Origin of the sequence: Nostoc sp. C052 (genome assembly GCF_013393905.1) — a bacterium.
Lineage (GTDB): Bacteria > Cyanobacteriota > Cyanobacteriia > Cyanobacteriales > Nostocaceae > Nostoc.
Window position 1 is genome coordinate 1,132,694 of the sequence record NZ_CP040272.1, and the last position, 15,916, is coordinate 1,148,609.

Sequence of the window (15,916 nt, forward strand, 5' to 3'; positions counted from 1 at the left end):
CCCAATACTTGTCGGGTTTTGGGGAAAAGGGGAAGGTGGGGCCCCCTCTGGGGATAAGGGGCGGGGGAAAGAGGAAAGAAAAAACCTTTAACCTTTTCCCTAAACCCAATTCCAAGTTAAAAATCTACAAAGCGAGCAGTATTGATAGTAATTCTATAGGTACAAAACTATTTGTATATAGCAATCCTAAATCATTCATAAGTGACGAGATCCCCGACTTCTCCAATAAGTCGGGGATCTGAGTATTGTGATTTTTATAAATAAAGTAGGCTCGATATTTTTATTTTTTGTAAATCAAAAAAACTGAACCAATCGGGCCAAGGTTTTCTACATAAGTTTTCTGGTTGTAATACAATCCTGGAGACATACCGCCATCAAATAAAATCCCTTCTTGAATCTGACCTAAACAGTTATTGCTAGCTATACCTTCTAAGACATTATCAAACATATCTGGTAGTAATTCTTGATTAACTTGAGATAACTCAATATCTGAATTAGCTTTCAAGTCATTAACTAATAGAATGACATAGCCTTGATTAGTAATCGCTGCTAGAGAGCGGTTTTTAGCATTTTTACAAGCAAATTCTCCCAAGTCTTGACAAATATCTTTAAATTTACCCTGACGATAAAATCTGCCATTACCACCCACTAAATTGTAATTGAGAATATCGTTTTTTCTTCTACCTGTTTGGATAGTAGCCTGTCGCTGGTTGGGTATACCTCCTGATACCCCAAAGGAAGAACGTTTATTTTTAAATACTCCTGAATACTCTACGCCACGAGAAACATTTAAGCCCTGTGGTTTATCATCAGTACCTATATAGTCAGCATTAATTGCGGCAATGGGTAGCTGTCCGTTTAATTTGGCATTTTCATCAGCGATGAGTTCATGAAACTGCTTTGCTACATATTCTTTACGCAATTTACCCTTAGCATCTTTGGCGTAGAGTTTATGAGATAGACCAAGGTTAACTTTGAAATCTAATTCTGCTGATTTGGGATTAAAAATAATCACATTGTTAATCCCTCTGGGATTTTTTTTACCTTGATTATTGGTTTTAAAAAAATTAATACTGAACTTGGCATCTTTGCCAGGACAAGTTTTAGATGCTTTTGAGACTGAATTTGCTTCAATTTCTTGACAACCTGATAATAAGCTTGCACCGATTATCAAGATAAATAACAAAAATAATTTTTTTGTAGACATATAATACAAAAAACCGCTACAGAATTACTATAGCGGGGAATAATTTAAAATTTCAGTCTGGAGTTAATCTGAGAACCAAAACTTAAGGAAACCATTCTAAAACAGCTTCTTCTTTGGTGTTAGTATTCCGAGATGGTGTTTCACGATTAAATTTCATTTGAATTGATCGGGTTTGTTCACCATCAGCAGCTACAGCCAAAATCGGATAGTCAATTAAACCATCTTGGAAGGACATCTGGAAACGGAATGTTCCATCTGGGTTTAGCTTAATTGGACGGCCACCAATGGTTACGGTAGCATCAGGTTCGGTTGCACCGTAGACGATCAATTCAGCATCGGCAATTAACCAGAACTTGCGTGGACGCACTGGTACAGCAGAAGCCGAGAAGCCAACACCTGACATTCCTGCACCGGAAGCGGTTAAGCCAGACGCCCACAGACCAACACCAGAGGGGAAAATGTAGGAGCTGAGAGCTTGTTCGGGGCGCGCTGAACCTGGTACTTGATGCTGAGAACCAAAGATAGAACCAGCAACCCGTAGCGCTTCGGCAGATTCGGCTAAACCAAAGATTTGGTCGTAGATGGGGTTGCCGTTATTCACAACAGTATTACCATTGGCGGTAGCTGCAACCTTCTTGGCAGGGGGAACTAGTTCGTATTGAGTCTTACCACGCAAATCTTCTTCAAAGTTGACAGTGATGAAGACATCCTCTATCCAGTCAGAAGGATAGACGGGAGGAATGTGTACTCTCGATGAACGAGCTAGTACTAACCAGCGACCATCAGCAGTACGATAGCCGATATCGATCACATAATCGCGATCGCTAACTGGAACTGGTAAATACCATTCTCTAGCTAGTTCATCAGCCGGATATTCTTGAATACTGTGGGGACTTTGGTATTCGAGATCAACGTCGGTGACATCATAAATCCGCAGTGCCAGTTGTTGTCCCCCTTGGCGGCGCAGTTCCTCTTTGTGTTCATTGGGAACATCCCAGTAAGTGTAAGCCCACTGAGGATCGCGCGGTAAGAGTACAATCCGGCTGTCACCATAGCCAGATGGCAAATCTGCCAGTCCTTCATCAACATCAGCCAAAGATCCACCAGTACGATCTTCCTGACCTAATTCAAACTTTGCAGCTTCCACGGTTTCTTGTGCCTCCAATGAACGAGATGGACTGAGTAAATTTTTGCTGCGCTGGACTTCTTGTATTGATGCCAGCAGTTGTGATTTACGCATTCGGCTATAGCGAGAGATGCTATATTCGCTAGCAACTTTGCGTAGTTGGCGTAAGGTCATCTCCTCTAGTGGTGGGCGTTCTTTTGCCATTAATTTGGCCTCCAGTAGTTTAAGCGGTAAATGATTTCCCCTGGTTAAAGAATGCTATATAAAATGTCATCCACTCCAGATGAATTTCTTATCCTGACTCCTGGTTTTGCCCAGTTTTTAAGTTTTTTAATCTGTTTTTAAATTGAGGTAACGTCCTTGCAATTCCTGATCGTGCCAAAATTAGCATTTCTTTGGGATCGGAGGAGTTCTGTTTGTTAAGTCAATATTAACCACTAAGCATATCTAGGGATCAAGGGGTAAGAAGTAGGTTTTTTGCCTGTTTCACGAATTTATCAGCCATTTCGGGATCGCAATGTCATGCTTTCATAACATTACTGGCGAGTTTGAGATTACAGCATCGCCATAATATAGATTTTTCATGACATTAAGCTGTGGGTTAGCCAAAAACTGCAATCCACTCAAAGGGATTGGCCCGGATTTCTCACGCACAGTGTAGGCTTTAGGGGAAGAGGAGTGTGGGGGTAAGGTGATTTCTAGGAAAGAATTTACCAATAGAGGTAGAATGTAGCCTTGATGCAAAACAAACAGGAGCAAGCATTTGGATACGTTAGCCACAGCAGGCACAGCCAAATCATTTTTAGGTGGTAAATTCTTTTTCGGAAATCACCTAATTAGTTCATCGGTAAATTATATAAAGTTATCTACTACATACCTACAAACGTATTTAAAATGTGCCATAAAAACCAATAAATATATCTTGCTCTAGCCCAGAAATAGCTAAACCAAATTGCTTTGATTATTCATCAAACACAATTTTATAATCTAAGTTTTTATCTTCTGGTATCTCCTCAAGTACAAGCTACAAATCAATTGTGCTACCCTCTTCAAAACCAATTTCATAAACTTTCTTTACAGGTTAAACTAGACATTTTTTTAAATCTACACCGTGAAAATTAGAACGTGACCAATCACCGTCAATTTCAGTTTCAATCAATTCAGTAATTTCTTTTGAAGTCATTAGATTGCGAGACTGTAGCTCTATTGTTGATTATGTATTATGCTGTAATACATGATTTTCCACTCCTCCTTGCAGCAATACTGGGCGAATAAATACTGGGCGAATACCAACCCCATCCAGGGGCAATGTTTCCCGGTATGCGCGGTGTAACTGAACATTTGACCCGATTCATGGCAGACAAGATTTTACGCGATGCCTGCAAGCGGATTGGGGCAATACTAGAGAAGCTAACATGAAGTGCCATGACTTGAGAACAAGACCCTAATCATTCAATTACTGACAAGAACTCTCCCCAAACCCCACTCCCCCCTTGTTGCGAGATAGTGCGACAATAGTGATTTGTACACCATTGGTGTCGCCTACCCAAATATTAAGCTAAACCTAAAAGCCGTTTCGTAAGTAGGAAAGCATCTTCAACGCGCTTTCCATCAGGATATAATTCACAAACTCGCTGTGCAGATAACATTTGTGGATCAAGAATATTAGTCAGATAGTAATACCAAGTTGAACCGCATAATCCTGATGCTAGACAGAAATGCTTAGTTTTATATCAGTTACAGTTACCAAAACTGCAACGGTTATGAAATCTCAGGCTGCTCAAGACTATTCTAAATAAGTAGAAACTTCAAATGTGACAAAACAAATTTAGTGTGAGGATTTAGCCGTGTCTTACCCGATTCTGTCCAAAATGTGGCAACGAGTCAGTATTATTGCACTGTTATTATTAATACCATCAATAGGAATTGCGATTTTACGTCAGTCTGCTACAGTTGCGATTCCAGCTAATCAGACTCCTCCCAGTTCTAGCGTTCTACCCAATCACCCTGACTACCAAGCACTCCAGGGATTGGTAAAACAGTATAGTTGCGTTGTCTCCATCCAAAACTTTGGCACTCTTCCCATAACTCGAACTGAATTTGCCACAGTCTTGAATGACTGTCTAAATCGCATCAATGAGCTAGTAGCGACTGATCCCAAGATAGTTACCCAAGCAGATATAAAAACTCTACAACGCTTGCAGTCCGAATTCGCGCCGGAGTTAGCAATCCTCAGAAGTTCGATAAATGAATTAGATGCTCGTAATCTTACCACTCCAACTCAGACTACCAGAGAACGTACTCTAGATGAGTCTACTCGAAAGACTCAACCCTTACCCACAGTTCTACCTGCTAGTATTCCGTCTAGGGCATCTGTGCAGGATCAACTTGTTAACCGCCCCGCAAGCCCTAAACTCCAAGCTGGTAGCAGTATTGGAAGAGTTGCACCCCAAGCTGAAACAGATAGCAAATTCAATACAGAAAACTACAACAGAATTGAGGATAATCCCTTTCATCGCGTCGGGAATGACCCTCTTTCAACCTTTTCTATTGATGTCGATACAGCATCTTACAGCAACGTGCGACGGTTTATTACTCAAGGGGAATTACCACCCAAAGATGCAGTGCGAATTGAGGAATTGATCAATTATTTTACCTACAATTATCCTCAACCAAAAGCCGAACGCCCTTTTTCTGTAACCACTGAAATTGCTGCTGCTCCCTGGAATTCTCAACATAAGATGGTACTGGTCGGTTTGCAAGGTAAACGTTTAGAGAGCGAAACCTTACCACCCAGCAACCTAGTATTTTTGATTGATGTCTCCGGTTCTATGGATGACCCTAACAAATTGCCCTTGGTGCAACAATCCTTGAAATTGCTAGTGAATAAACTGCGCCCTGAAGATCGGGTAAGTTTGGTAGTTTATGCTGGGAATGCTGGATTAGTATTACCTGCGACTCCAGGTAGTCAGAAATCAAAAATTCTGGCGGCTATTGACCGCTTGGAGGCTGGAGGTTCCACTGCTGGCGGCCAGGGTATTGAACTAGCTTACAAGATAGCCAAACAAAACTTCCTCAAATCTGGCAATAACAGAGTAATTTTAGCCACCGATGGAGATTTTAACGTCGGGGTTTCCAGTGATGCCGACCTGACGCGATTAATTGAACAGAAGCGAGACCAGGGAATTTTCCTGACAGTGTTGGGATTTGGCACTGGCAACTATAAGGACGGAAAAATGGAGCAATTGGCTGATAAGGGTAACGGCAACTACGCTTACATCGATACCCTATTGGAAGCCAAAAAGGTTTTAGTTAACGATTTGAGGGGAACTCTGTTTACCATTGCCAAGGATGTGAAAATTCAGGTGGAATTTAATCCGGCGAAAGTTCAGGCATATCGGTTGATTGGCTACGAAAACCGCTTACTGCAAAACCAAGATTTCAATGACGATAAGAAAGATGCAGGGGATATTGGGGCTGGTCATTCTGTGACAGCACTTTATGAAATCATTCCTACTGGTACAAAGAGTGATGTGAAGCTGCCAGAGGTAGACCCCTTGCGATATCAGCGTTCTGGTGAAACTGCCTCGGATACTCTCGGCAATGAGTTGATGCAAGTAAAACTACGCTATAAGTTGCCCCAGGATAGCACCAGTCAATTAATTACCCAAACCATCCAAGATGATGATGTAAGAGCCGACCAGATACCCTCTACAAACCTGAGATTTGCTGCTGCGGTTGCTACCTTTGGGATGGTTTTACGTGACTCTGAGTATAAGGGGAATGCTAATTATGATTTGGTGATGAAATTGGCAACCCAAGGAAAGGGGGAAGACCAAGAAGGTTATCGAGATGAGTTTATTCGTCTGGTGGAGCAATCTAGGGCGTTGATTGCCAGGACGGGGAGTAGGGAGTAGAGAGTGGTGTAAGCTGTTGTGGTTATATGTTTGCACATTGAGGCGGCAGGGTAGCAGGGTGCAGGGTGCAAGGGAGAGGATTTACAGGTTTTGCCTAATCATGCTTGTGATGCAATTTGCAGACGCAACAGCTTAGTTCAATTACTTGAAAAGCACTATAGCGTTTCCCGACCTAGTAAGGTACAGCCGTAGGCAATACCTTTCGGTTAAGGGGAAAAGGGAAAAGAAAAACCTTTAACCTTTACCCCAAACCCAATTTCAAGTTAAAAATGCTTAACCGAGCAGTATTGCACCCGTAGGCGCACATCTGTACATTGGTGTCAACTTAAGGTAAAACCGCTTGTCCGCTGGGAATTTCAATTCCCGGCGGGCATGGAAGCCAACAGATAATATTCAGCTTAAGTTGACACCTATGCTTATGGACGCTCATATTGCCCACCCCACAAGAGTTAATTGAATATTTTTTATTTGGAAGTCCCTTAGTAAAAAAATCAAACAGCTTCGCTATCGAGCGTCTTGATTCTGAATTCTTCTTCAATATCTTTCCAGAGTCCGAAACAGATGAAACAACTAGCAACTGAATCACCATCCACCTGGCGTTTCATCCCAATGCTTCAGACATCGGGAGCAGTGCAAATGGCGATCGATGCTTGGTTGTTCAACCAATATGAAAAGAGACAGCACCCACCTACCCTGCGTTTTTATACCTGGTATCCTTATGCTCTCTCTTTGGGACATCTGCAAAAACAATGGCCTACCCAGTGGCATAATCTGATTTACCAAGGACAGGCACTCGATCTAGTTCGTCGTCCAACAGGAGGTAGAGCTGTTCTCCACCAAGGAGACTTAAGCTACACCCTAATTACCTCAGCTAGTACTGGAAAAAGCTGGGGTACTTATGAAACAATTTGTAACTTTTTAATTCAAGGCTGGCAAAGCTTGGGTATTGAGTTAAATTATGGTTCTGCTGGACGGGGTTACATTCACAATCCCAGTTGCTTTAATACAGCAACCGCAGCTGACTTAGTTACTACCGATGGAAGTAAATTTATTGGTAGCGCCCAACGCAAGGGGAAAAATACTATTCTTCAACATGGCTCGATGATTTTGTCTACAGATAAAGGTTTATTTGAGGAAATCTTTGAACAACCAGCACCGTGGAATACCTCACTTTGCAACACACAGGAAGAGGATGGCTGGATTGTCAAGATTGTGGATACCTTGACAGAAAGGGCAAAACAGTACTTTGACATAGAAGTAGTTACCCAACCATTCACCGAGCTTGAATGGCAAGATATCCTCAAATTGCGATCGCTGTATGAAGTGCGTTAGCGTAGCTCACCGTAAGTATCACCTGTTCCAAAACTTTAGATTATCTAGGAAATACGTAGAAAGCCAAAGTTTTTTGTAAGTTAAATCGCTATACAGCGTAGTTTTGCAGCCCGAATAAAAGGTTGACATTTTCATTTACATCATTTAGTGTAAACTGATTAAAATGTAAATTAAATTGTAGCCATGTACTTTGAGGACGTGCGTGAGTGGGAGGGAACTGCGGAGGCGCTGACAAAGGAGCTAAAACGCCAGATTAAACACCTTGAACTGTCTATAGAATCACCTGCCCTCCGTACTGTTCGGTCGTGGAGAGCAAAACAACTTTTATCACAACCCAAAGGGCAAGAATTTGGATTTCGTCAGGTTTTGGAGGGTTTGGCAACTGCTCTCCTATTGAAGAAGGGTTGGACACTTGCGGCGATCGCTCAAGTTTTACCTTCCTTTGGTGAAGATGTTTTAGAGAGGCAAATTATCGCAGAGGCTCAAGGACACGATCCAACATGGCTACCTGCAATTTCAGCAACTTCTTTGCCTTTACCTACAGGACATCGCCCAGCGAGGGATCTGGCTGAAGATGCTGTGGTGTTACTTGCTCAGGGAATTCTTCGCCAATATGACCGGGTTCTCCCAGGTCGAGAAATTGTGCGCCAAGAGGATAGTATGCTGCCACCAGAACTCTATCAAGCAATGTGCAAATTGGGTCGTCTATATATTGAAGAAGGATTAAGCGATCGCGCTGCTTGTGTGCATACTGTTTTAGATAACGCTCGATACCCTCTTAGTGGCGATCGCTGGCAGTTAGGAGTTTTTAACCAATCAGACTTTCGCTTTTCTAGCGTCACCTTAATCGATCCAGATTTACGAGTACCTACCTCAGACTGTGCAGAGATTGCCAACCTGAGCGGGGCTTTTGGCGAAGACAATGTAATTGAGCATCACTTATATACTCAGTTATGCGAAGCAACTGAACGATTGGGCGGCCGTCGCCAACACAAAGCTTACACCGCGTTACGACAGTTATTTGGTAGGTACTCTCTGATAGGAGAACGGCAACTATTAGATTACTTGGTTGAAAATGACTTGACCCCTTTACAGCGAATGATCGTTGAAAATTTCTTCAACTTAGTGCCAGATATCTGGCTAGTTGATGGATTAGCACATCGCTGCGCCCACTGTGGCACACTGATGCGATCGCATCCCAACAAAAAACTTTTTTCACAAGGGCGTTGTCCAATTCGCCAGTGCATTGGCCACAACTCGCCAAAAGTATCTGAAAAACTAGATCCCAAAGACATTTTACGAATTGCCGAGCCACGAATTCTTACCTACTGGACAGGCCCAGCAATTGACGAATTAGCTATTTTTGATACAGCCCGACAAAATAAGCTCAATGCTGAACTTTACCCAGAGTCGGATTTATGCGATGTGGCAATTAACGAACGAGCAATTGGAATTGATGCCAAATCTTACACAAGTCCCGTGACTCTAGCTTTGCGTCTCAATCGCAGTATTGGTGGGCTGATTCACTATCGCCGCCGCATTCTTGCTGTGAGCGATCGCTTAATCGAAGACAACCCAAGCTACATTTCTACCCTCATCTCAACACTAGATAAGAAGGGCGATCCCGCCAGTTTAGAAATTATGTCGGTTTCCTCTGTAATTGATTTTTTAAAGAAAATGCCTTATGCGAACCAAACCTGATTTTTGGAAAGGTGTAGACCGAATTTGCTGGCTTTGCGTCTTAATGGAGGAATTTATTGATACTAATTCACTGGAGTACGCGCCAGTAATTATGTCAGGCATGGCCAGCATTTTAAATGCAGCTGTATTAGAGAAAGCCCGTCAAGCTATTTTCAATATGCGGCAGATGTCCCTGACTTTTGTTACACGGCAGTCAGTTCAACACGCAATTGCTCTCTATAACAATCATCATTACTGCAACCACACTAAAGGAGCGTATGAGATTGATACCGAAACACTGCACTTCAAAAGAACAGATCCTTTAGAAGATTCTCAAATTACACAAGCGCGTCAAATTTTAAGTGCCCCTTTGTCATACGATTCGTATGGTTTTACATTTGCCGATCCTCGTCAGCAGATGGCGGTTGCTTTAGGTGAAGAGTCAACAGCAGCAAGGATGCCGATCGCTCCGATTACCGCCCCGATTGCTGCACGTCGTACACATTCTCTCAACCGCCAACCAAGAGGAAAAATTCGTATTCCCCTAAGTGAACTGCGCGATCTGGCTATTGAGATGGACGAGCGTGAAAAGCAAGATCCTGAGCGACGATCTGGTAGTTGGGCAGATCGTTTTGAACGCTTTGACCTCATGGTATCGGAGGTTGGAAAAGGTCTGCGGAAAGAAGATGATGTGTTGGAATTAGAAGACATCAAGCACTTAATTGGTTTACCAGGGTCAGGTAAAACAACCATTCTCGTATTGATAGCTATCTGGCTGGGACTAAATGACTATAAAGCTATGTTTGTCTTTCCCTCCATTGAAGTTGCTAGGCAGTACATGGCTGAACTGGCATTTCATCAAGTTAAGGTGGGAATGCTGGTAGGACAAAGTGATGAAACTCGCCGTCGCCATGCAGATAATATTGCTGAGGCTATAGCAACACGAGGTAATGGTGGCTTTGCTCATACCTTAGAACAGGCAGAAGTTTTTGGTATGAACTGCGTCCTACCAGCCTTTTCAACTGCCGATATGTCTATGTGGGGCTTTGGTTACGCACCTTGCAACGAGATATTGCAAGGCGGGGGGAAACAGGGAAAAATGAAGAAATGCCTGTGTCCCTTATGGACAATGTGCGGTCGAAACAAAGCACCGCGAGATTTGTTGGATGCTAATATTTGGGTTGGTCATGTGCGATCGCTCGATACTCAAATATCACCTCACGCGATTCAGGAACAAATACGATATTTTGAATTAATTGCCCGTACCTTCGACGTAGTTGTTTTCGACGAAGGTGACATGGTACAGACAGTGTTAGATGGTTATGGGGCAGCAACCTTAAGTATTTCAGGCTCAGAGCGATCCATTCATCGGGTAATTCTAGAACAAATCCATAACCGCTTTGCTCGTGGCGAGAACTATCGATTATTCGATCGGGATGTAGAACTTTACAGTCGTGACTTGTCAGAATTTGGCAACCATAATAATTCCTTAATTACCACCCTTCAGAATATGTCTAAGTCGCGGGTGGGAGAACGCTACGAAAATCAATTGCTAACTGTATTACGGATTGTTAGCGAACTATTGAATACTTTAAAGAAATCCTCTCAGCAGAATGACCTTGATGAACAAGAAGCCAAACTAGGCTTTAGCAAAAGTCGGGCACTGACTGAATTTTGGGAAGCAGCAGCATATAACGCCTTTTACGATCGCACAGGTGTTGAGAACCCTCAAGACTTTAAAGCAGATTTATGGCCTCGGATTTTAGGCTATAACCGTGAAACCCTTGAAAAGCAATGGAAAACTCTCATTAGTCATTTTCGCCGTTACTTGGCTGAAAATCTGATTAAGCGACGTGATGCGATCGTTGAAGAAATTGCTGAATTATTTCTCAAGCTCTGTTTTCCAGATCATTTATCAACAATAGAAGCAGAAGATTTAGCTAAATTACTTATAACTGTTACTTTCGTAATTGTGGGCTACCAGCGAATTGTACCAGGAACTAGAACGATGGTTGCAGAAGGTTTCATTCGTGAACCAATTGTGGAATCAACTGCATCACCAGAACTCCGAAAATTTATTCCAGAAAGCATTTTAGGTTCATTTTCTGGAGTGCGATACAGTTTTTCCAAAGCACAAACAACACGTACCGCCGCCAGAAATGTGCAATTGTCCTATATTACATTTGTTGGTGCGCCCCGAATGTTAATGCACCGTTTTCATCGATTGTTAGAGGCAGATGATGGACATCCAAGCCCAGCCGTTTTAATTACCTCGGCAACTTCATTTTTAGAAGCTAGTCCCGCCTACCACATTAACGCTGGCCCGCATTATTTACTAAAACCGCGTCAGTCAGAAAATAAAGCAGAGCAGAGCGTTTATCGTTTCAAATGGTTTCCAGATAGTGAACGTGGTGATGAACCCCTCAAATATAGCGGTGCTGGCGACCTTCAAAAGCGTAATCTTCTGCGAATGGTGAATGCTCTTGTAGGAGGAAGTAAACCTGAAATTTACAAGTCTATGGATAGATTTGATGTAAAGTCTGGTATTCGTCGCAAAGCCGCTTTAGTTGTCAATAGTTATGAACAGGCTCGTTCTATTAAGAAATATATCAATGACTATCATCCTGAAGTTGGTAGACATACAAAAGCAATTGTTCAATCCCTCAGAGATGGAGAACAACCGGCAGATTTTATTACTTCTGCTCAGTGTGAAGCATTAGGAGACGATGAAAACTGTGATATTTTAATTTTTCCCATGTTGGCAATTGGTCGAGGTGTGAACATCGTTTTCACTAAAGGGGACAGGAAACTAGATGCGGCAATTGGCTCGATTTACTTCCTGACTCGTCCTCATCCTACCAAAGATGATATGCAGCTTTTGTACAGCTTGGCAGGACGGGCAACACAAGAATTTGATAGTCGAGTTTTTGGTGAAACGGAAGATTTAAATGCGATCGCAATTTCTTGGCAGCAATCAAGAAAAGACCTTTGGAGAACTGCCAATAGATTATTACGTGAACCCTTAATGGCTAGCCGTTTAGGCCCTGAACTATTCAAATCGTTTACAGCTAATCAAATGGTGGCGATTTTACAAACAATTGGGCGAGGAATGCGGAATGGATGCCCAGTATCAGTTTACTTTGTGGATGCGGCTTGGGCTAAAAATTCAGCAAAAGGAGAAAGCGATTCTGGGCGAGATAGTATGCTGGTTCAGATGCGAATCATTTTAGAAGAATGTGTCAACCATCCCAATCCTGTAATTCGGGAAATTTATCAAGAACTTTACGGCGCATTTCTAACACCTTTGCAGCGAATTAAAGGAGTAAAATACCCTGATGAATTAGCTAATTCACAAGATATTATGGATGAAGAAGACGGTTTAAATGATTTTTCAACACTATTGGAGATGTAAAAATGAGCGACAATTTTTCTGATGAAATTGAACTTGAAGAAGATTTATCTGAAGAAGATGAAGACGAAGAAACTGATGGTAATTTAGTTTCAGATACCTTTTATATTCAGCAAGGACAAATCAAACCTGTCAAGAGATTTACCCAAGCCTTCACTGTACTGGATAATCTGCCTCCAATCATAGTAGAGGGTTTTACTCTTGCTTGGACAAGGGCAGCTATGTTAGATTTTGCAGACATTCAAAAAGAAACTAATGTCAAAAATCTGCCCTATGCCTCATTTCGAGGATTTCTAGAAGTAGTACTAAAAAATGCAGCGCGAATTGAACCAGACGTAGGTCTTACGAAGTTTGCATTGAATAATGCTAAAAGGGGAAGCGATCCAGAACCTTTTGTTTACCTAAATAGTAGTAATGAAGAAGATATCAATCAAATGCTTCGCCCAATTATTAACGACTGGTTCACAAATCATCTCAGACCTTTTGCAAAAAAAGAAGACATATCAACGAATATTATTGACCGCTTGCAAGATTTGCATGAAACAGGAGAACTTCTGAAAATTTCTCCATTTAAATCTCAAGTATTCCCTTGGAATTGGTCTAAACAGACAGGTACAACTCAGCCAAAAGATTTAACAGATAAATATGCCTATCGTGCGATAGTAGATTACGTAGCTCGTCAAATTGCTGGACAAGAGATTTTTCCATATTTAGGGCCGATAAAACGTATTATTTCCAGCAATTCTGGAATTGTCGAATTGATCACCGATCCGATAACCTTACCTGACACAAAAGGTAAATTCAGTTTTGTGGTGAGCTTGGAAGTTGTGACTTATCCATCTTTGCCTCAACCTTTGGTGAAAGTTGAGGTTTCCAAACGTCGTTGGTTCACTCAGTTAAAAGATCCTAAATACGATCGTAGGAATATTAGCGGTTTCATATTTTCTCAAGACTATCCCGATCGCGCCTTTAGCTATCGAGTAAAATGCGAACAAGATAAAAATAACAAGTAAGAGAAGAAGAATTGGCGTTGGGTGACAGATACAGATTTTGAAATCCTGCGGAGAGAATTGAAACTGCCTCTGGAATCTTTTGATGGGCAACAAATCGCTTTGGGCAAAGCCTCTACTGATAACTGTGAGGTAGTTCTGACTTACCGTAATGGACTTCAAGATAATTCAGAAGACGACGAAAATAGTTCAGAAGGATACGGTATTGAAACAGGTGTACCAGAGATTGATAAATTAGATGCCTTGGAAGCGATCGCTAAAATTCTTAACCCATTAGGAATAGAAGTATTCGATAAATACTCTCTTGTAAAATCCAGCCATAATCTGGATGAGGCAAAGAAAGTATCACGCATGATTAATCTTCCTACACTGCTTGGTGGGGTTTTGGAAGCTCTTGAAACAAATTCTGACTTGGAGTTTACCGCGAAATACCTCGATAAACTCGACGAAAGTCAAATCGATAGCTTGCTATGTAAACACTTTGATATCCGTTTAGAAGAGATTGAGTGGGGAAGAAAAGCTCTTCAATTTAATAGATTTACGCCGAATCAAACGAATGATCTCCAAAATATCATTCAGGCAAACCAAGCAGCGATGCAGCGACTATATCCTAATGAGCAACCGAGACTGTTGATATTTTATGAAGATGATTTGGAGATAGAAGCAAAGCTATTGCAGAAAATTACTAAAGTTTTGTGGGGAAACACACTCGAAATTTTTATTAATCGCTTGCCAGCAAATACTCACGGGCCACGAGAGGTTTTACCTGGAAAAGACTTGAAAAATAAGGAGCGATCGCGCCAGCGAATTGAAGCATGGGAATCCACTGCAAAACAAATTGAAGACCCCAATAAGCCAACTTTCTCCTTGATAATGGCACGGCAGTTTTACCCAGATCCTACTGGTCAAAAATCTCCTAAACATGACGATAAAGTTAATAAACCTTCAACCCGCCAAGCTCTTGCAAAGGTTGGTAGTGGCGTGCAATTTCTTCTACCCATTGCAAAGACGCGTAAAACAAAGCATCTCAAACTTGCAGACTTCTTCCATCGGATGCAGTCGGCTCTGAAAGATTTGTTCTCGGCTCATTCTGGTCGGATTGATGGTGTAAAAGAAAAGGTTGACAAGTACTTGCAAAATATCCCACCAGAAGCTAGACCAAAAGAAATTTTAGGGTTCACAATCGTCCGTAAACAAAGGGGTCGCCTTCGTGGTGTTATTGAGAATACATTTTTAGCAGTGGTAATGCGCCTCAACGTAGATACAGGAAAATGTGAACTTTGCTGTGCTTACGAGAAAGGAAATTTAGTAATTAGCCCGTGGTTTAGCTTTTCTGATGCACTAGCTTTTATTGCCCAACTTACTCCCATCAAACTAGCTAATGAGAAAGCTGTACGCAAGACTCGATTCATGAAATTTGTGAAACAGATTGTCTCTAACTCTGTGGAAGATGGGATGCAACCATTGGTTATGATTGATTCTTCCAACTGCGTCCAATTGTGGTCTTGGCTCAAAGATGAGGAAATAAATACTAATCAAATTGACCTTGGTCAGCAGTCTGAGAATATGCAGGATGAATGGCAAGGCGCACGTATAATTCGCATTCGCCAAGAACTCGCCCCTGGAATTATTGAGAAAAAAGCCAGACATTTAATAGAGACTTCTTTAGAAGATACCAGGACTAAAGAAGAACTCAAGAAACTGTCGCCTACACTTAAAATAGATTCAGCATCTAGTTCGACTGGGTTATTTCGACTCAGCGCTACTAACCACACTGGATGTGTGGCTTATCTATCTGTGGCACGTGAAGCACCACATCAATATTCACGTGGTCAAAGTTGTTATCGCTCAACCCAGACCCTCGTTAAAAAAACTGATGTTTCTAAAGAGCCAATTTTTAACAAAGCTGGGTTAAACGTATATCAACTCTCTAAAAAACCTGCATTTGTGGGTCGCTGGCCTACTCCCAATCCCCTTGAGATTGTTATTACCTTGAGACAACCAGAAGATAATCCTGATGATTTAGCTGCTCTTGTGGAGTCACTGCGCTATGGCTTTGGTCACTACAGCGATTGGACAGGTTTGCCTGCTCCCCTATTTTTTGAGCGTGTTGTACGGGACTATATCAGTGATTTTGCGATCGCAGATGAGGAAACTGAAGCAGAGCTAGATTAATAATCTACCAAAATTGCAATGCCTACGTTTTTGACTAGCCGACGCCAAACCGGATAATTT

At 41.9% G+C, this 15,916-nt stretch carries 8 protein-coding genes and 1 pseudogene; 6 read left to right on the forward strand and 3 right to left on the reverse strand.

From position 1 onward, the window contains the following. Window positions 1-280: 280 nt before the first annotated feature. From FD723_RS04800 to FD723_RS04810, 3 genes and pseudogenes are all read right to left on the reverse strand, one after another. Window positions 281-1,207, reverse strand: a complete 927-nt coding sequence (locus FD723_RS04800; protein ID WP_179064316.1) for a phosphodiester glycosidase family protein — start codon at window positions 1,205-1,207, stop codon at window positions 281-283. Window positions 1,208-1,289: 82 nt separating this feature from the next. After that, window positions 1,290-2,537 (reverse strand): DUF4912 domain-containing protein, encoded by a 1,248-nt coding sequence (locus FD723_RS04805; protein ID WP_179064317.1) that lies wholly within the window; start codon window positions 2,535-2,537, stop codon window positions 1,290-1,292. Window positions 2,538-3,840: 1,303 nt separating this feature from the next. Further along, window positions 3,841-4,045, reverse strand: a pseudogene (locus tag FD723_RS04810) (IS4 family transposase); the annotation flags it as partial. A gap of 135 nt (window positions 4,046-4,180) precedes the next feature. On the opposite strand from FD723_RS04810, the gene FD723_RS04815 reads away from it, so the two are divergent. From FD723_RS04815 to FD723_RS04840, 6 genes are all read left to right on the forward strand, one after another. Continuing rightward, complete coding sequence (locus FD723_RS04815; protein WP_179064318.1) at window positions 4,181-6,250, forward strand: VWA domain-containing protein; 2,070 nt, start codon at window positions 4,181-4,183, stop codon at window positions 6,248-6,250. A gap of 561 nt (window positions 6,251-6,811) precedes the next feature. After that, window positions 6,812-7,582: a lipoate--protein ligase family protein gene (locus tag FD723_RS04820; protein WP_218651791.1), complete on the forward strand. Its 771-nt coding sequence runs from the start codon at window positions 6,812-6,814 to the stop codon at window positions 7,580-7,582. Between the two features lie 183 nt (window positions 7,583-7,765). After that, a complete protein-coding gene (locus tag FD723_RS04825) occupies window positions 7,766-9,283 on the forward strand; it encodes a hypothetical protein (protein ID WP_179064319.1) in 1,518 nt (505 codons plus the stop codon). Next, window positions 9,267-12,674: a hypothetical protein gene (locus FD723_RS04830; protein WP_179064320.1), complete on the forward strand. Its 3,408-nt coding sequence runs from the start codon at window positions 9,267-9,269 to the stop codon at window positions 12,672-12,674. The genes FD723_RS04825 and FD723_RS04830 overlap by 17 nt, the downstream gene beginning before the upstream one ends. Window positions 12,675-12,676: 2 nt before the next feature. Next, complete coding sequence (locus FD723_RS04835) at window positions 12,677-13,684, forward strand: pPIWI_RE module domain-containing protein (RefSeq protein ID WP_179064321.1); 1,008 nt, start codon at window positions 12,677-12,679, stop codon at window positions 13,682-13,684. A 21-nt stretch (window positions 13,685-13,705) separates the two neighbouring features. Then, a complete protein-coding gene (locus tag FD723_RS04840) occupies window positions 13,706-15,856 on the forward strand; it encodes an RNaseH domain-containing protein (RefSeq protein ID WP_179064322.1) in 2,151 nt (716 codons plus the stop codon). The last annotated feature ends 60 nt before the right edge of the window (window positions 15,857-15,916 follow it).